The organism is Brackiella oedipodis DSM 13743 (genome assembly GCF_000621025.1).
Classification (GTDB): domain Bacteria; phylum Pseudomonadota; class Gammaproteobacteria; order Burkholderiales; family Burkholderiaceae_B; genus Oligella; species Oligella oedipodis.
In genome coordinates this window covers 175,194-193,184 of the sequence record NZ_JHZJ01000010.1, presented here as the reverse complement: position 1 = coordinate 193,184, position 17,991 = coordinate 175,194, and the positions used below count along the sequence as shown (strand labels likewise).

The window sequence follows — 17,991 nt, the reverse complement described above, 5'->3', positions numbered from 1 at the left end:
ATAAGCACAGCAATGTGTGGAGCTAACCGATACTAATTGCCCGTGAGGCTTGATCCTATAACTGATCAGGCTGAACAAAGAAACAAACAAACGTGTGCGTCAACACGTTCTACTACAAACACAATCAGTGTTGTGCTTCTTTCTAATTGCTCAAAGACTGAGCCATACGAGCTTTAAGTCTGACGACCATAGCAAAGTGGTCCCACGCCTTCCCATCCCGAACAGGACCGTGAAACGCTTTTGCGCCGATGATAGTTGGTGGACACCCGTGAAAGTAGGTCATCGTCAGACTATTTATTACTAAACCCCGTCTTATACAGACGGGGTTTTTTATTGCCTAAAAAATATAGCAAGTCACTGCCAAGCAGCACAGCGAACTAAGTGATCTAAGGCAATCTAGGCAATCTAGGCAATCTAAACAATCTAAAAAGCTAAGTCATCTAATCAGTCTTTGCAATGTAATACCTTGATTGCGATTACAAGATAACACACAAAGCAGTCAGCTAAGTGGCGGTGAGGCTTGCCAATCACTGCATGGCTATACGCCTAACAAGGTATCTACAAAATAACACCTTGTATAAAGATAGGCAAAGTGCGTAGCCTAAAAACACGGCTATCGCTTATCTATTTGCTCTATTTTCTAGATGCTTTTTCACCTAAGTTACTGAGGACAGCGCTAATCAGCGTCACACCTGATCACTTTTAAATACTTTTAAATAGGCCTATATCGTATATCAGCTTATAGCCAAGCGCTGAGATAGGCTTTATGTGCCTTCTTTTACACCTCTTGATCGAACGTTTGATTGCGCTTAAGTGCGTTTTTGGATGTTCTCACACGACTATCTACCCAGCGTAGTAGCCCTTATTCCTGATCAACCCCTCACATTGGCGCTTACTCGTGATGTGCTAGCGGCACTTAGTTGTTGCGACAATTTATTGTTTTGTAGACACCATTGTGTTGTATTTTTACTTATTTTTATACACTCACATAAAAAAATACTTTTTATATATAGTCATATTTTGCTACAAATAGTAATAGGTGTTATTATCACTATCATTTTTAACTGAGCTATTTTTAAAAAGTATTAATTATGAAAGTCTCCCCCACCCAATTAAGCCTGGCTTTAGCCCTCGGCTTTGGCACTTCTATCGCCCATGCCCAAAGCGTGACGGTACCGTCAGCAGTTGAATCAAACCCAGCCAATGTGCAAACCATGGAGGCGATTGCTGTCACGGTGGCTGCTGATGCCAGCAAGAACGGTCTCACAGATGAATACACGGGGGGTATGGTCGCTGACGGTAGCCGTTTAGGTGTTTTAGGTAATCGATCTATTCTCGAAACACCGTTTAATACGACAGCTTATACCGATACGTTTATTCGTAACAAAATGGCTGAAGGCGTGGGGGATGTCCTAAAAAACGATGCTTCAGTCAATGTCGCACGTGGTTTTGGTAACTTTCAGGATGCCTACTTTATTCGCGGATTTGTAAGTGGCTCAGACGATATTTTGTACAACGGTTTGTATGGGATTTTGCCGCGTCAGTATATTTCTGCGAATATTGCCGAGCGCGTTGAGTTGCTACGTGGTTCCTCGGCTTTTCTTAACGGTATGGCCCCAGGCGGTGGCAATATTGGGGGTACTATTAACTTGGTGCCTAAGCGTGCAGGTACAGAGCCCTTAGCTTTATTTTCTGCGGGTTATGGCGCTGGCGACCGCGGTAATTTTTCTATGGATTTAAGTCGGCGCTTTGCTGATGATCGCTTGGGTGTGCGCCTCAACGTCGTCCATGACGAAGGCCATACCAGTGTCGAAGACGAAAAACGCCATGTGGACCTAGTCAATTTAGGTATCGACTGGCGTGGGGAAAGAGTGCGTTTGTCTGCAGATTTTGGTTGGCAAAAAGACAATCTAGATGCACCACGTCCTAACGTAGATATTGCTGCGTTGAGCGATATTCCTGATGCACCAAATGGTAAAACCAACTGGGCTCAATCGTGGACGTTTTCTGATGAAAGAGATACCTGGGGCACACTTCGTGGTGAGTTCGACTTACTCGATAATGTCACGGCTTATGCCGCCCTAGGTATGCGCAATAGCCACGAAGAAAATACCCTAGCTAATCTCACGCTTACCGATGTTCACGGTAACGGTACGGAATATCGTTTTGATAATGGTCGTCGCGATTTTGTCCGAACCGGTGAGGCCGGTCTCAAAGGCAATTTTATGACTGGAGCAGTAAGTCATCAATGGGTGTTGGCGTACAATTTCTTTGATCTAAAAACGAAAAATGGCTATGCCATGGATTGGGGCAACAGCTTTGATGTGAATATGTACGAGGCTCGTAAAATCAATAAAGTCGCTTTCAGCGGCAATGAGCTACGGGGTGCTAGCATCGATGATCCGATTTTAACGAATCATGAGATTTTGCGGAGTATTGTTTTTGGGAATACTTTCGGCTTCTTAGAGGATGATTTGTTAGTGACGTTGGGTGCGCGTTGGCAACAAATAGATACCCAAGCCTTTGATTATAAAGGGACAGGTACGGGACATTATCGCCATAGTCGCCTGAGTCCTGCGGCCACGGTGACCTTTAAATTTACACCCGAATGGGCCATTTATGGTAACTACATAGAAAATCTTGCCCCTGGTGCGACGGCGTCTAGCATGAACAATAATCGTCCAGTGCCAAACGCCAATGAAATGCTCGATCCTTATGTTTCACGTCAAAAAGAAGTGGGTCTTAAATATGATCATGGCACTATAGGCGCCAGCGTGGCCTACTTCCATACCTCAGAGCCACGAGCCTATTACAACACCGATAATGTCTTTACCTCTTCTGGCAAAAATAAGCACCAAGGGGTTGAACTCAATACGTGGGGTGAAATCACAGAGGGTTTGCGAGTGTTGGGTGGAGTGACATTCTTGAATGCCAAACAAAAACGCACGGGTAGTGCGCTAAGTGAAGGCAATCGTCAAATTGGTATCCCAAGTACTCAAGGCAAGGTAAATCTGGAGTGGGATGTGCCTCGTTTACAAGGACTCACCTTAAATACTTCGCTCAATATGATGAGTGGACGTTATGCTGATGATCAAAACAAAAAGCGCGTGGCTGGCTTTGCCTTATGGGATGCGGGTGCCCGCTATGTCGTACCCGTCCAAGGGCATGATGTGACCCTTCGCGTCAATGTAGAAAATCTACTTAACAAACGCTATTGGGCCTCTGTCGGGGGTTATCCAGGCAGTGGGTATTTAAATAATGGTTATCGTCGTCGTGTTAGTCTCAATGCTAGCCTGCAGTGGTAAGCCCCTAGCGGTTAGCCACTAAATAACGCAAAACCAGTACTTAGGTACTGGTTTTTTTTGCTCTAAAAAAGCCGCTGTACAGCTGTGGCAGCCGATACGGCTCAGGACAAAATCTAGCCGTGAGACGCAGCAGAAGGTCATACGCCTAAATCACACTAAGGACAATACTTATACCTGTAAAAATTAAGTAGTGATACTGTTAATAAATAATTACAAAAATATGACAGGAGATCAATGATGTATGACTATATTATTGTCGGCGCGGGGTCCGCAGGTTGTGTGTTGGCGAATCGTCTGTCTGAGAATCCCAGCATCAAAGTGTGTTTAATCGAAGATGGTCCTTCGGATACAGTGACTCGCTTAATTCGCAGTTGTAATCCCTTCAATATGCTTTTTTTGATGCGGAGCAAAAAGCTCAATTGGGCGTATCAAGCCGAAGCGCAGGCGCGTACTGGGAATCGTCGGTTTTTCTGGCCACGCGGTCGAGCCTTGGGGGGATCGAGCTCCATTAATGCCATGATTTATACGCGTGGTCATGCTTGGGATTATGACCATTGGGCCGAGCTTGGCAATACGGGCTGGGATTTCGCGTCGGTACTGCCTTGGTTTCTCAAATCACAAAAACAACAACGAGGCAAAAGTGAACTTCATGGTGCCGATGGCAGTATGGATGTGGTCGACACCAATTATCATTTTGCACCTAGTGATGCTTTTCTAGAAGCGTGTACGGAAACGGGCTACCCCGAAAATAACGATTTTAATGGGGCTCAACAAGAAGGGTGTGGGTATTTTCAAGTGACACAAACCCCAGAAGGTGGCCGCGCCAATAGTAGTCGCAGCTTTCTCGATGCAGCCCTAGAGCGCGCTAATCTCACGGTACTGACAAATACACGCGTGCTAAGGGTCTTATTTAATGGACAAAAAGCGGTAGGTGTCGAAATCAATACTCATAATAAGGATGTAGGAATACAACAGCTGAAGGCGCGTCACGAAGTCATTCTCAGTGCTGGTGTGATTAATACGCCGCAGTTGCTCAAGCTAAGTGGCGTTGGCCCCAAAGCCGAATTACAAAAATTTAATATTCCACTGATCAAAGACTTACCAGGCGTCGGCGAAAATTTACAAGATCATCCAGATGTCATCTTGCGTTATAAGGACAAGAGTAATACCGCTTTTGTGGCACGGCCAGCCATCAGAATGTGGAAGTTCTTCAAGCAGATGCGTAGTTCACGCAACTTTGTTTATACCTTAACCGATTGTGGTGGTTTTATTAAATCTGATCCTAATGTAGCGATTCCAGATTTGCAGCTGCAATTCGCTCCGGTGCGCATGCGGCCACACGGTAAGGGTTTCTTATCCTGGCGTAGTGGTTATGTCTTACATGTGTGTCATTTGCGCCCCGAAAGCCGAGGGCAGGTGCTGTTGCGCAGTGCCGATCCTTATGACTCTCCCAAAATCATTGCGAATTACTTTGCTAAAGAACGGGAGTTAAATGCCTTGGTCAAGGGGGTCAAAATTGCCCGTCAAATCCTAAATGCTCAAGCCATGGCGCCTTTTAATGGTGGTGAAGAAGCGCCGGGACCGAAGGTTCGCAGTGATGCACAAATCAAGGATTGGATTTTGCACAATGTCGAAACGGTTTATCACACGGCGGGGACTTGTCCGATGGGGCAAGGGGCGATGGCTGTAGTAGATGCCGATCTTAAGGTGCATGGTCTCGCCAATCTCCGAATTGTGGATGCGTCGGTGATGCCCACCATTACGGGTAGCAATATCCATGCGCCCACTGTCATGATCGCTGAAGTAGCGTCTGCTAAGATCCTCAAAGACTATCATCAACAACCAACCTCGCCGCCCCCATCTTCTGATGACCCTCTTGTGGCAATAGCCGCGTAAAGCGCAGCAAAGACCATCTTAAAAGGAGAGAGCGATGGCATTACATTATAAGACTGATGTGGTGATTATCGGTGGGGGCATTGCGGGGATTGTTTGTGCCTTAGAGCTGCTCGATTGCAGTAAAAACGCTCAGATCTTGATACTCGATCGCGATACGGTAGAAAATTTTGGGGGCTTGGCCAAAGAAAGTTTTGGGGGTATTTTGCTGGTGAATACGCCTGAACAACAAAAAAACAAGATTCCTGACCATCCTGATCTGGCCTTGCGTGATTGGTTTCGTTTTGGTGAGTTTGGCCGCGATCCAGAAGCCGAATACTGGCCAGCGCAATGGGCCGAACACTATCTGTATGATTCACGTGAATACCTATACGAGTGGCTCAAAGCCAGGGGTATTCGTTTTTTACCTTTACCTTTATGGGTGGAACGTGGTGTCTATGGCAATGGTAATTCTGTGCCGCGTTGGCACGTGGTTTGGGGTACGGGTTACCGCTTGGCTAGTCGCCTGATCGAAGTGCTTCAATCACATCCTGAGGCGCATAGAGTGACACTACAGTTTAATCACCAGGTTCAGGGTTTGCAAAAAAGTGCAGGTCAGATCAATGGCTGTTTTGGGGTGGTGCAGGAGCAGGCGCAAGAATTTAGCGTGCAAGCGGACGCCGTCGTCATCGCGGCCGGTGGCATTAATGGTGATCTAGCACAGGTGCGTGCGCATTGGCATGAGGATTGGGGACAGGCCCCGGCCACAATCCTTAATGGTGCCCATAAATACGCTGATGGCACTTTGCATTGGGCAGCCCAAGAGCATGGTGCGCAGGTGGTCGGTTTGCAGCAAATGTGGAATTACGCGGCTGGTATTCACCATTGGCACCCGCGCAAACCGCAACACGGTTTATCTATCGTTCCTCCCAAAACGGCACTTTGGCTCAATGCCAAAGGCGAGCGGATAGGGCCTATGCCGCTGGTCTCGGGCTATGACACGCGGGATTTAGTCACACAAATCTGCAAGCAGCCCGGTGGCTATTCTTGGCAATTGATGAATCGTAAAATTTTTCTCAAAGAATTGGCGATCTCTGGGGCGGAATTCAATCCAGCGATTCGCAATCGTAAAAAACTCAGCCTACTAAAGGATTTTTTATTGGGCAATCACTGGTTGTACGAGCAAATCACTCAAAATAGTGAGGACGTGGTGCTAGCGGATTCTTTGTCCGAGTTGGTCGACAAAATGAATCAAAAGTCCTTATATGGTCTGCAGATTGAAGCGCGACAATTACAAGATACAGTCAAAAATTACGATGATGCCATGCGACGAGGCACGAGTTTTATCAATGATGAACAAATTCGTCGTGTTATGCATTTGCGACGTTGGCGTGGTGACCGTTTACGAGTCTGCAAGATGCAACCCATATTAGACGGCAAAGCCATGCCTCTAGTGGCGATTCGACAATTTATTGTTAGTCGTAAATCCCTAGGGGGGCTGCGGACAAATCTCAAAAGTCAGGTGTTGAGTAGACAGATAGGACATGAACCCATCAATGGTCTCTATGCCATTGGCGAGGCGGCCGGATTTGGGGGTGGGGGCTATAGCGGTTTACGTAGCCTTGAAGGTACTTTTTTGGGTGGGTGTATTTATACGGCTAGACGAGCGGCTCAGGCCATCGCGGGAGCTCCACTATGAAAAAAAATGCAGCACAATTGACAGTTTATGCCTTAGAACAGTTGGGTATTACACATACCTTTGGTATCCCGGGGGTGCATAATACCGAGTTATATGATGAGTTAGCGCTCTCTAAGAAAATCGAACCCATCTTGGTGATTAATGAGCAAAGTGGGGCGTTTTTGGCGGAGGCAGTGAGTCGCGTCAGTCATAACGGCAATATTGGTGTGCTGGTAACCGTGCCTGCCGCGGGTTTAACACATGCCGCCAGCGCTATTGGTGAAGCATTTTTGGCGGGCATCCCCTTATTAGTCATCACCGGTGGGGTGCGAAGAGATACGTCTTTTCGCTTTAAGCTGCATGATGTCAACCAACAGCGACTATTACAAGAAATCACCAAAAAAGGTTTTTTGGTGGAACGCATGCAAGATGTGGTACCGACCTTGTATCAAGCCTATCAACTAGCTACTCAAGGCCTGCCGGGCCCGGTTTTGGTAGAAATCCCTGTTAACCTCCAGCTTTTCGCTACAGAAATTCAGAGCGTGCCGACGTATCAGCAGTTTTGTCGACAACAGCCAGTCTCTGCCAATCCCCCCATTGCACCAGAAGTATTGCAGCAGATCATAGAGGCGCTACTCAATACTCAACAAGTGGCCATTTTTGCAGGCTGGGGGGCGCGTCATGCGAGCGCAGAATTGCAGACCTTATGTGAGCTTTTACAAGCCCCTATCGCGACGACTCTGCAGGGGCTATCAGTGGTGCCCTATGATTTTAAATGGCATACCGGCTTTGGTTTTAGTCAAGCGGCGGTACCGGCGGCTCACAATGCCTTTAAAAAGGCCACGGCGGTACTTACCGTTGGCGCCCGTTATAGTGAAATCGCTAGCGGTAGTTTTGCAGTCAACATGCCGCCGCTGCATATACAGATAGATATTGATGCCGCGGCCTTAGGAGCAAACTACGCGGCCCAGTTTTGTATCCAAGGGGATGCTAAAGAGGTCCTACAAGCGCTCATACAAAGGCTTAACGCCGATAACAGTCAGCGTTTACCCGCCGCCAGACCCGCGTTATGGCAAGCCATTGCCAAAGACAAGCGTCACTATCGACGCCGTTGGCAGCGGCATCTCAGTCATGGTAGGGTGCCAGCCTTAGCTTTTTTTGATTGCTTGTATGAGATCCTACCGGGCAATGCGATTACTGTATTGGATGACGGCAATCATACATTTTTGACTGCTGAATTATTTCGAGTCAGGGTGGGGGGACAGGTCATTGGTCCGACAGACTACAATGCCATGGGGTATGCCGTACCTGGTGCCATTGGCGCCAAACTCATGCATCCTGAGAGAACGGTATTCGCCATCGTTGGAGATGGATGTTTTGCGATGACGTGTATGGAAATTGCCACCGCCTCTGCCCGGCATTTGGGTGTGATATTTTTTGTGTTTAATGATGGGCGCTTAGCACAAATTTCGCAGCCACAACAAACCACTTACCAAAAAATGACCTGCACTCAATTATCTGCTTTGGATTTTGCAGGCGTGGCTCAAGCCACAGGCGCCGCCTATGTGCCTATCCAGAACGAGCAGGAGCTCTATGTACGAGTCCAGAGTGCCAAGTGGTTGGCCGCACAGGGGCGGGCTGTAATTGTCGATGTGGCGATTGATTACTCCAAAAAAACCGCCTTTACGAAAGGCATTACCATGAGTAATTTTGTGAGTTTTCCTAGGGATCAAAAATTGCGCTTTATCAAACGTGTTTTGAAGCGCAAACTGTTTGGTACTTAACCTCAGAGCGGCATGACTAAAGGCTGCTAAGCGCTGTTTGTCTTCAACACTAAAGGACTAAAGGGGGCTGTAGCGCCCCCTGTTGAGCTATTTCATTAGGGTTTTGATCATTGTTCTGAAACGCTTGCCGTATGGCGGCGCCAGTAGCGATAAGCCATTTAGTTTGGGTTGATAAAACACGGGTTTTAGGTGTGAGAGCCGATCAAAACCGAATTGACCATGATAGGCCCCTATACCAGAATAACCGACACCACCAAAAGGTAAATCCTCTTGCGCCACATGAAAAATAGTGTCATTGACGCTCACGCCACCCGCGACGGTATTTTGTAGTACATGATCAATATGTTTAGCTTGAGTGCCAAAGACATATAAAGCGAGCGGACGCGGTCTCTGTTTAATTAATTCAAGCGCATGTTCAATTCGATCATAGGTCACTAACGGCAGTAAGGGGCCAAAAATCTCTTCTTGCATAATTGCCTGCTGCATATCTGAAGGGGTCACAATGGTGGGCACCATAAAGCGCTTTTGCGGGTCATTCGGAGCGTCACTCAGCGGGTGAATGTGGTTAGGGTCGAGTGCCTCTAGGTAATGTTGCAAGCGTTGATATTGTTTTGAGTTGATGATGCGCGTGTAATCCGGATTGTCTGGCAGGTTAGGATAGTGCTGATTAACCCATTGTTTGGCTTTTTGGATAAATTGTGATTGCAAGCGCTCTGGGAGTAGGACGTAGTCTGGAGCAATGCATGTTTGTCCAGCATTGACTAATTTGCCTGTCATAATGCGCGCGACAGCACGATCTAAGTCGACCTCTTCTAAAATCACGGTAGGTGATTTGCCACCTAATTCCAGAGTGACAGGAGTGAGGTGTTGCGCGGCTGCTTGCATGACCATTTTGCCGACAGCGGTTGAACCTGTAAACAAAAGATGATCAAAGGGCAATTGCGTAAAGGCTTTGGCCGTTTCTGCCTCACCTTCTATGATGACTAGCTCATCTTCTGTAAAGTACTGTGCCACGGCCTCTTTGAGCCAGGCACTAAAGGCGGGTGTAAATTCTGAGGGCTTGAGCATGGCCAGGTTGCCAGCGCAAAAGGCCGCTACCAAAGGCGTGATAGCCAGTATCAAGGGGTAATTCCAAGGCACAATAATGCCCACGACTCCCAGCGGTTGTGGCAGGATGCGATTCTTAGCGGGCAAAAACCACCAAGCTGTAGGGACTCGACGCGCACGCATCCATTTTTTGCCGTGTTTGAGCGCATGGCGAATTGCCACTAAGCTGGGGAAGATCTCCATTAATAGCGTCTCGTCACGACTGCGGTGACCAAAGTCTTGAATCAGTGCATCGGCAATTTCGTTCTGCTGTTCATAGACCAATTGTTCGAGTTTGTGCAGACGCTTTCTACGAGTGACCCAGTCAACCTCTGTGTGTAAGCGACTCAATCGATAAAGCCTGTCAAAACTAGCGCTCAAGTCTTGATCTTGCATTATGTGCTCCTTTTTGGGTTGCATGCCTTCGGCGCAGCAACAGTAAACTAAAAAGCATTCAAATAAACTGCACAGCTACTGTCTATGTTACTGACATAAGCAATCCAAAAAAAGCATAGCTAACCCTTAAATCGGTGCGATTCTGCACGGCAGACAGCGGCCTATTTTGCCCAAAAAAAGAGGTCGTGAGCCGATTGTTGATACGTGTGCTAAGCGCAAGAACGGCGAACAAACAGTGCTTACTAATAACTGAGCCTTATTTAATTATTAGTTTTTACTATTTTTGATTATATAGAATAGGTTTCTTATAACTTTAAAGAATTAAGAGGCTGACGGTATGAGACTTAGCAAACTATTACTATCGCTGGGACTGAGCTTAGGAATGATGGCTTCGGTCAATGCGCAAGATAGTCATCAACATCGTATTTTAAATGCCTCTTATGATGTCACTCGAGATTTTTTTCGCCAATATAATCCGCTCTTTAGCAAGCATTATGCCCAGGCTCATGAGGGTGAAACCGTAACCATAGAACAATCGCATGGTGGCTCAAGTAAGCAAGCCTTGAGTGTGGCCAATGGTTTGCAGGCGGATGTGGTGACCATGAACCAAAGCTCCGATATTAATTTATTGGTCGAAAAAGGCTTAATCGACAAGGATTGGCACCAGAAATTGCCCAACCAGGCGCTGGCCTTTACCAGCCCAACCGTGATTTTGGTACGCAAGGGCAATCCAAAGGGTATTCACGACTGGCCTGATCTGATTAAAGACGATGTCAAAGTGCTGTTTGCAAATCCAAAAAGCAGTGGCAATGGCCGCTATGCTTTTTTGGCGATTTATGGAGCTGCCCTCAAACGTTTCGATAACGACTCCCATAAAGCGCAAGAATTTGCCAGTGAAGTACTCAAACGCATTCCGGTGCGTGATGGTGGTGGACGTGGTGCGACCAGTAGCTTTATCCAACGCCATATTGGTGACGCCCTCATCGCTCCCGAAAATGAGGCGCAGATGGCGGCACAACAATTTGGTAAGAATCAATTCGAGTTGATCTATCCATCCTACACCATAGAAACCGAAATTCCTGTGGCAGTGGTCGATGCGGTGGCCGCAAAAAAAGGCAATAGTGACGTCGCGAAAGAATATCTAAGGTATTTGTGGAGCGAGCCTGGACAGAATTTAGGCGCTAAGTTGTACTATCGGCCTAGTGTCGAGCAAGTGCGCTTGCAATATAAGGATCGCTTTCCTGAAGTGAAGACATTTAAGGCAGGAGAGGTATTTGGCAGTTGGCCAGATATCATGAGCAAAATTTTTGGTGACGGCGGGGTGTTTGACCAAATTGATGCCCGCAATGCCCAGCACTAAACATACTAATCGCTAGCGGTCGCGAGGAGGGCGACCCTTAAGCATAGGGCTTTGATAATAAATAACGACAAGCTTTATTAAGTAGTACAACACGAATTCATGGCGGTTGTTTTTTTTACTTAAAAGAGAGAGGTGGCATATGAGACTAAAAAAATTATTTTTTACCCTTGGTTTAGGTCTAGGATTGAGCGCGGCTGCGCTAGCACAGGATGCAAAGCAGCATCGTATCCTCAATGTGTCTTATGACGTGACGCGCGATTTTTATAAGCAGTACAACCCTTTGTTTGCGAAATATTACGCCGACAAACACAAGGGCGAGACGGTCACCATCGAGCAATCACATGGTGGTGCTGGCAAACAAGCCCTGAGTGTGGCTAATGGACTACAAGCGGATGTGGTGACCTTGACTCAGGGGTCGGATATCAATCTATTGGTCAATAAAGGCTTAGTCGAAAAGGATTGGGTCAAAAAATTCCCCGACAATGCCGAGCCATTTACCAGTGCCACGATTATTTTGGTGCGTAAAGGTAATCCAAAAGGCATCAAAGACTGGCAAGACTTAGCCAAAGGCGATGTAAAAGTAGTGTTTGCGAATCCAAAAAGCAGTGGTAATGGTCGCTATGCCTTCTTAGCGATTTACGGCGCCGCCCTCAAGCAATTTAATAATGACACTGAAAAGGCGCAAGCCTTTACGCATGAGGTTCTAAAACGAGTACCTGTGCGCGATAGTGGTACGCGTGCAGCCACGACCACCTTTGTGCAGCGCCAAATTGGCGATGCGTTGATTACGCCAGAAAATGAAGCACAAATGGCCGCGAAACAGTTTGGTAACGACAAATTTGAGGTGGTTTACCCATCTTATACCGTGCAGACGGAGGCACCCGTCGCTGTGGTTGATGCCGTCGCGGCCAAAAATGGCACACAAGCCGTCTCCAAAGAGTATCTCGATTATTTATGGAGTGAGCCTGCGCAAAAACTAGCGGCACAACTTTACTTTAGACCGAGTCTTGAGAGTGTGCGCCAACAATTCCAAGATCGTTTTCCTAAGATTGACACCTTTAAACCGGAAGATGTGTTTGGTAGTTGGCCAGATATCATGAAAAATGTCTTTGCCGACGGTGGTCTCTTCGATCAAATAGATCATCGCAAATAAGACCTTGTAATTGTTGTAAGGAAAGGCAATGAATTTACTACTAAAATCACGTCCTATTTTGCCAGGCTTTGGGATTAGCCTGGGTATTAGTATCTTTGGTATCTCAGTGTTGATATTTTTGCCCTTCATCATGATGGTGTTGAGCAGCATAGGCATTGGCTGGACGGGATTTTGGAACATTATTAGCGATCCGCGTGTCTTAAGCGCCGTCTGGTTGACCCTGCGTCTGTCGATTCTAGCGGCCTTGACTAACTTAGTGTTTGGTACTTTGTTAGCTTGGGTCTTAGTGCGCTATGAGTTTCCGGGACGTAAATTGCTCAATGCTTTTGTAGATTTACCCTTTGCCTTACCGACAGCGGTGACCGGTATTGCCTTAGCCACCATTTATGGCCCTAACGGTTGGATTGGTGGCTTATTTGCCGAAGATGGCTGGATTGGATCCCTGATAGGCGCGCGCCAAATCGCCTTTACGAGCTTAGGCATTTGGATTGCCTTGGTGGTGGTGAGCTTGCCCTTTGTGGTGCGTTCTGTACAACCGGTGTTGCAAGAATTACAACCCGAACTCGAAGAGGCGGCTGCAACGCTGGGCGCACATCGTGCGACGGTGGTACGTCGCGTCATTCTGCCGGAGTTGCTGCCGGCCATGTTGACGGGCGCTGGCATGATGTTTGCTCGAGCCACGGGTGAATATGGATCGATTATTTTTATTGCTGGCAATATTCCGTTTGAAACCGAAATCTTACCACTCGTAATTACCTCTAAATTGGAGCAATTCGATGTTCAAGGCGCAGCGGCTGTTGCTTTATTCATGTTGTTGATTTCTATGTCTATCTTATTTTTGATTAATTTGTTGCAGTGGAAATACCAGAAAAAAATTCTAGGATGGCGCTCATGAAATCCGTATCTTCTATTCGAACTGAACCACGTTGGTTGCGTATTACGCTGATTGCAATTGCAGTCTTGTTTTTGACCATTATGTTGTTTATCCCCTTGCTGGCGGTCTTTAGCGAAGCACTAGCACAAGGCTGGGATTTGTATGTCGCGTCGCTGACGGATCCAGAAGCGCAATCTGCCATTTGGCTCACCCTTAAAATCACCGCTATTGTGGTGCCGATCAATGCCATATTGGGCTTGGCCATTGCTTGGTTAATTACACATTTTGATTTTAGGGGCAAACAATTTATTAGCGGTTTGTTAGATATGCCCTTTGCTGTCTCTCCCGTGGTGGCTGGCTTAATGTTTATTTTGGTTTTTGGCACGAATACGCTGCTGGGCTCTTGGCTCGAGGCGCATCAAATGCAGATTATTTTTGCCGTTCCTGGGATGGTCTTGGCCACCATGTTTGTGACCTTTCCCTTTGTGGCGCGTGAGTTAATCCCGCTGATGCAAAGCCAAGGCAATGTTGATGAGCAAGCCGCTCTGGTATTAGGAGCCTCACCATGGCAAATGTTCCGCAAGGTGACCCTACCAAACATTCGCTGGGCCTTGCTATATGGCATTATCCTAACCAATGCAAGAGCCATGGGCGAGTTCGGTGCCGTCAGTGTGGTCTCTGGCCATATTCGTGGTCAAACCAATACGTTGCCGCTACTCATTGAAATTGCCTACGATGAATACAATATTGTGGGCGCCTTCGCGGCGGCTAGTTTATTAGCCATGTTGGCGCTCTTTACCTTATTGTTGCAGAATCTGCTGAGTTACTTGCAGCAACGTCGTCAGGACAAAGTCCCCCAAGTGCTTACAAAAACAAGCCCTAAGTCGGCCACTGCGGCTGCCAGTGCCACTAAGCCGTCTCGCGCCAACCAATTAGCCGGAGTGAAATATGAGTATTAATATTCAACATCTAAATAAGTCTTTTGCTAATGTCACCGCGCTCAAGGATATTAATTTAACCGTACCGGAAGGGCAATTAGTCTCCTTACTGGGACCTTCGGGTTGTGGTAAAACCACCTTGCTACGCATAATTGCGGGTCTAGAATACGCTGATTCAGGGCATATTTTGTTTAATGAACAGGATGTGACCGAAGTGCCCGTGAAGAATCGTGGCATTGGTTTTATGTTTCAGAACTATGCCTTATTTCGGCATTTGAATGTTTTTGAAAACATTGCTTTTGGCTTGCGTGTGCTGCCCCGCAAACAAAGACCGAGCAAAGAAGCCATTAACGCCAAGGTCAATCGCCTCTTAGATCTCATCCAATTACCGCATTTAGCCAAGCGACTACCTTCACAATTGTCTGGTGGGCAACGTCAACGGGTCGCCTTAGCGCGTGCATTGGCCACCGATCCTAAGTTATTACTTTTAGATGAACCTTTTGGTGCATTAGATGCGAAAGTACGCAAGGATATGCGTCAGTGGTTATCGCAGATTCAACAACAAATGGGTATTAGCACGATTTTGGTGACCCATGATCAAGAAGAAGCCCTCGAGATCTCTGATCAAATTGTTTTGATGAACCATGGTCGTATTGAACAAATCGGCACGGGCACGGATTTTTATGAAGCGCCACAATCGCCGTTTGTCAGTCGCTTTATGGGGGATGTCAGCTTATTCGAAGGTCAAGTGCAACGCAATCAATGGCATTTCGGCAACTTCAGCTATGACTTAAGTCAACAAAGTCATATCCCTCCAGAGGGTTCAGCTGTCGCTTATGTGAGCAGCCATGATTGGCAGTTACAACGAGAGCCTGCCACAGCAAGCTTGGCTTCAGGTCCTATCGAACATATCCAAGATATGGGCCCTTGGATTCGCATTACCGTCAAAGATACTAGTACAGGACAACGCCTAGAAACAATGATTAGTCGTGTCCAACAAAAACAATTGCAATACGCGGTGGGCGAAATTGTGCACTTAAGTGTCAGACGCTTAAGCGTGTTTGACGCTCAAGAAGCCGCCTAAGCGCAGCCTAAGGGCAAGCGCTTGCTAAGCCTCCGAGCTCATGCTTGTAGCGCGGGGGCTTTTGTTGAATGCGCTTAAGCAGCACCATGCATCATGCATGCATGGCTAACGCCAGCATCCTTTGTGGGTGTTGGCGTTTTTGTTATCTATTTAATGTTTTATTCTCAGAAGACTGGCGTGTACTAACTGTTGAGTGACTGGGGCTAGACAGAGCGGATATTTTGGTCCAGTGAGCGCTTTTTAAAAGACAGCTACTCTCATAATGAACTCTATATAAAAAAGAGAGGGTGCCTGTGCCGTCGTCATTATTGGAGCTCGTGCTTGCGCTGGCCATCGGCTGGCCAATTTTTTTGTGGGGATTAGCTAAGTCGCTACGCGGTTTTTATGGCTCCTATCGGCATGACATGTATTTACGACAGCTGCCGCACAAGCCTTGGCAGCCGCCTTGGTGCCGGCATCGCCGCCATACACGCTATTGTTTATTGCTGCATCAGGGGCTAATCCTATGCCTGTTCAGCCTGATGCCCATTGTGGGACCAGGCACTATGCTCTGGTTCTCATGGTTTGTGAGTCTGTTATTGCTCTTATCGTATTACGATTGGCGCTTTAGAGTATTGCCGGATCCTTGGCTTATCGTACTAGCCATACTGGCACTCCTGAAAGGCCTGATAGAAGGCGGTGTTGCCGAACAATGCCAATCCCTAGGACTGTGTTTGTTATGGCTAGGTGGGAGTTGTTGCATACAGCGTTGTTGGCGTGGTTACTATTTAGGAGCCGGTGACTATAAATTACTCTTGGTCTTAAGTCTGTGGATGGGGTTCGTGCCACTCATGTTGGTGCTATTGGTGGCCTGTCTCTTAAGTCTTATAATGGTTTTGATAAGGTACGGCTGCGGTATGCCCGGGTCTAGGAGTGTAGCCTTTGGACCTTGGCTCAGCTTTGCGGCCGTCTTGGTGTGGCTTGGACAAGACTCTGTCCTCTTTTTTAATACATCCTAACAATCATGAAGCATAAGTTTTCTATTGGTCTTACAGGTGGGATTGGTTCTGGCAAGTCAGCTGTGAGTCAAATCCTGCGTGAACAGGGTATTACGGTGATTGATGCGGATCAGATCTCGCGCCAATTAACGGCGCCTGGTGGGGCGGCCATTGCCGCGATAGCCGCCGAGTTTGGGGCACAGTTTATTAGTACGGATCAGGCTCTTAACCGTGCTGCCATGCGAGATTTGGTCTTTAACGATGACGACGCTAAACGCCGCCTTGAGGCGATTATTCATCCCTTGATTAGAGCGCACATGCAGACCCTGCATGTGCAGGCGCCGAGTCCATATGTGGTTTATGATATTCCGCTGCTTATAGAGGGCATTGAAAAATGGGGGCAGCAACTCCAACGAATATGCGTAATTCTTTGCGATCGTCAAACGCAAATTGATCGCGTGAGTAAACGCAACGCCTTGTCTGTGTCTCAAATCCAAAAAATAATCGATAGTCAGGCCAGTGAGCAAGAGCGCTTGGCGCATGCTGATGATATTATAAAAAACGGTGCTAATATCAGTTTGCCAACCCTCAAAGAGCAGGTACTTGCCCTTCACCATCAATGGCTGGCGCTTGCGAACCGGAGTCCAGATATTCATGACTAGTCAGCCAGCGGCCAATCTCATCATTTACGAATATCCTTGCAATGAGCGGATTCGCTCTTTTTTGCGTTTGGAGTATTTATTTCAACGGCTCTTTAGTTTGCGCTCTGAGAATGGCGCCGAAAGCGAAAGAATGCTCTTGGCAACCCTGTTTGATTTGATCGAAGTGACCGAGAGAGGGGATGTGCGCAGCAGTTTATTGCAAGAAATAGACAAACAGAAAGAAACCTTACAAAGTTATCGCAGTCGTCCAGAATCCGATCCAACGGTGATCGATCAAGTGATGGTTACCCTAAGCAGAGCGTATTTAGACTTACATCAAAGCAGCAAAATTGGTAGTACTGCCCGCGAAAGTGAGTGGCTATCTAAGCTCAAAAATCGTTTTAGTATTTCTGGCGGTACCTCAGGCGTCGAGTTTCCAGCTTTTCAAGCGTGGCAAGCCGGCCCTAAAGAAGCCCGAGATCATTGCATTGAGCATTGGGTCAGTTCCTTTATTCCCTTATATAACGCTATCACCGAGATGCTAAATTTAATTCGTGCCGCGGGTTCTACAGAAATTGGTAATACCAATGAGGAGGGTATTTACGAAAAAAAACTCTCTGGTCAGCCTTACCAATTGGTGCGCATGTGGCTGCCCAGCGATAGCATGGTGTTCCCAGAAGTCAGTATTAATAAGCACGTCGCCTTTGTGCGCTTGATTCAGCTGGGTCATGATTGCGAAATTAAGGTCATCAATAGAGTTTTTTCTTTTAAGTTAGCGTTTTGTAAGTTTTGATCTCAAGCTTTCGCTGGTTTTCAGTACAATAAAAGTTTTTAAACATTAAT

The 17,991-nt window shown here is 47.0% G+C and carries 13 protein-coding genes, 1 rRNA gene and 1 pseudogene; 14 read left to right on the top strand and 1 reads right to left on the bottom strand.

What is annotated here, in order from left to right; genetic code table 11:
- Positions 1-178: 178 nt before the first annotated feature.
- The 6 genes and pseudogenes from rrf (at position 179) to Q335_RS0102350 (ending at position 8,639) form a co-directional block, all read left to right on the top strand.
- Positions 179-291: ribosomal RNA gene (rrf, locus tag Q335_RS0102370) — 5S ribosomal RNA — on the top strand.
- Positions 292-1,091: 800 nt separating this feature from the next.
- Entirely contained in the window at positions 1,092-3,305 is a 2,214-nt protein-coding gene (locus Q335_RS0102365) for a TonB-dependent receptor (RefSeq protein ID WP_028357262.1), read from the top strand.
- A gap of 234 nt (positions 3,306-3,539) precedes the next feature.
- A pseudogene (locus Q335_RS10455) lies at positions 3,540-4,427 on the top strand (GMC family oxidoreductase); the annotation flags it as partial.
- A gap of 207 nt (positions 4,428-4,634) precedes the next feature.
- On the top strand, positions 4,635-5,201 hold the full coding sequence (locus Q335_RS10450) for a GMC family oxidoreductase (RefSeq protein WP_425393503.1): 567 nt from the start codon (positions 4,635-4,637) through the stop codon (positions 5,199-5,201).
- Between the two features lie 34 nt (positions 5,202-5,235).
- A complete protein-coding gene (locus tag Q335_RS0102355) occupies positions 5,236-6,876 on the top strand; it encodes an FAD-binding dehydrogenase (RefSeq protein WP_028357261.1) in 1,641 nt (546 codons plus the stop codon).
- Positions 6,873-8,639, top strand: a complete 1,767-nt coding sequence (locus tag Q335_RS0102350) for a thiamine pyrophosphate-binding protein (protein ID WP_028357260.1) — start codon at positions 6,873-6,875, stop codon at positions 8,637-8,639. Before Q335_RS0102355 ends, Q335_RS0102350 begins: the two co-directional genes overlap by 4 nt.
- Positions 8,640-8,726: 87 nt before the next feature.
- Here the strand turns inward: Q335_RS0102350 and Q335_RS0102345 are convergent, their stop codons facing one another.
- Entirely contained in the window at positions 8,727-10,121 is a 1,395-nt protein-coding gene (locus Q335_RS0102345) for a coniferyl aldehyde dehydrogenase (protein ID WP_245588263.1), read from the bottom strand.
- Positions 10,122-10,458: 337 nt separating this feature from the next.
- Here Q335_RS0102345 and Q335_RS0102340 point away from each other — a divergent pair, with 337 nt between their 5' ends.
- The 8 genes from Q335_RS0102340 (at position 10,459) to zapD (ending at position 17,941) form a co-directional block, all read left to right on the top strand.
- Positions 10,459-11,481, top strand: coding sequence for a sulfate ABC transporter substrate-binding protein (locus Q335_RS0102340; RefSeq protein WP_028357258.1), 1,023 nt, complete (start codon positions 10,459-10,461; stop codon positions 11,479-11,481).
- Between the two features lie 139 nt (positions 11,482-11,620).
- The gene (locus Q335_RS0102335) at positions 11,621-12,634 is read left to right on the top strand and encodes a sulfate ABC transporter substrate-binding protein (RefSeq protein ID WP_028357257.1); all 1,014 of its coding nucleotides are present in this window, start codon (positions 11,621-11,623) and stop codon (positions 12,632-12,634) included.
- 28 nt (positions 12,635-12,662) lie between these two features.
- Positions 12,663-13,529 carry a sulfate ABC transporter permease subunit CysT gene (gene cysT / locus Q335_RS0102330; protein WP_028357256.1) on the top strand — a complete coding sequence of 289 codons (867 nt, stop codon included), beginning with the start codon at positions 12,663-12,665 and terminating at the stop codon, positions 13,527-13,529.
- Entirely contained in the window at positions 13,526-14,467 is a 942-nt protein-coding gene (cysW, locus tag Q335_RS08985) for a sulfate ABC transporter permease subunit CysW (RefSeq protein WP_084493509.1), read from the top strand. The genes cysT and cysW overlap by 4 nt, the downstream gene beginning before the upstream one ends.
- A complete protein-coding gene (locus tag Q335_RS0102320; protein WP_028357255.1) occupies positions 14,457-15,530 on the top strand; it encodes a sulfate/molybdate ABC transporter ATP-binding protein in 1,074 nt (357 codons plus the stop codon). The genes cysW and Q335_RS0102320 overlap by 11 nt, the downstream gene beginning before the upstream one ends.
- Before the next feature lie 293 nt (positions 15,531-15,823).
- Positions 15,824-16,528, top strand: coding sequence for a prepilin peptidase (locus tag Q335_RS0102315; protein WP_156929874.1), 705 nt, complete (start codon positions 15,824-15,826; stop codon positions 16,526-16,528).
- 5 nt (positions 16,529-16,533) lie between these two features.
- Positions 16,534-17,169 carry a dephospho-CoA kinase gene (coaE, locus tag Q335_RS0102310; protein WP_028357253.1) on the top strand — a complete coding sequence of 212 codons (636 nt, stop codon included), beginning with the start codon at positions 16,534-16,536 and terminating at the stop codon, positions 17,167-17,169.
- Positions 17,162-17,941 carry a cell division protein ZapD gene (gene zapD / locus Q335_RS0102305; protein WP_038369230.1) on the top strand — a complete coding sequence of 260 codons (780 nt, stop codon included), beginning with the start codon at positions 17,162-17,164 and terminating at the stop codon, positions 17,939-17,941. The genes coaE and zapD overlap by 8 nt, the downstream gene beginning before the upstream one ends.
- Positions 17,942-17,991 lie beyond the last annotated feature (50 nt).

What these genes read in the sequence shown, in the direction of transcription:
- Q335_RS0102355 (WP_028357261.1), top strand. Translation starts at nt 5,236, where the DNA reads ATGGCATTACATTATAAGACTGATGTGGTGATTATCGGTGGGGGCATT.
- Q335_RS0102335 (WP_028357257.1), top strand. Translation starts at nt 11,621, where the DNA reads ATGAGACTAAAAAAATTATTTTTTACCCTTGGTTTAGGTCTAGGATTG.
- cysT (WP_028357256.1), top strand. Translation starts at nt 12,663, where the DNA reads ATGAATTTACTACTAAAATCACGTCCTATTTTGCCAGGCTTTGGGATT.
- Q335_RS0102320 (WP_028357255.1), top strand. Translation starts at nt 14,457, where the DNA reads ATGAGTATTAATATTCAACATCTAAATAAGTCTTTTGCTAATGTCACC.
- Q335_RS0102340 (WP_028357258.1), top strand. Translation starts at nt 10,459, where the DNA reads ATGAGACTTAGCAAACTATTACTATCGCTGGGACTGAGCTTAGGAATG.
- Q335_RS0102350 (WP_028357260.1), top strand. Translation starts at nt 6,873, where the DNA reads ATGAAAAAAAATGCAGCACAATTGACAGTTTATGCCTTAGAACAGTTG.
- Q335_RS10450 (WP_425393503.1), top strand. Translation starts at nt 4,635, where the DNA reads ATGCGGCCACACGGTAAGGGTTTCTTATCCTGGCGTAGTGGTTATGTC.
- zapD (WP_038369230.1), top strand. Translation starts at nt 17,162, where the DNA reads ATGACTAGTCAGCCAGCGGCCAATCTCATCATTTACGAATATCCTTGC.
- Q335_RS0102365 (WP_028357262.1), top strand. Translation starts at nt 1,092, where the DNA reads ATGAAAGTCTCCCCCACCCAATTAAGCCTGGCTTTAGCCCTCGGCTTT.
- cysW (WP_084493509.1), top strand. Translation starts at nt 13,526, where the DNA reads ATGAAATCCGTATCTTCTATTCGAACTGAACCACGTTGGTTGCGTATT.
- Q335_RS0102345 (WP_245588263.1), bottom strand. Translation starts at nt 10,121, where the DNA reads ATGCAAGATCAAGACTTGAGCGCTAGTTTTGACAGGCTTTATCGATTG.
- coaE (WP_028357253.1), top strand. Translation starts at nt 16,534, where the DNA reads ATGAAGCATAAGTTTTCTATTGGTCTTACAGGTGGGATTGGTTCTGGC.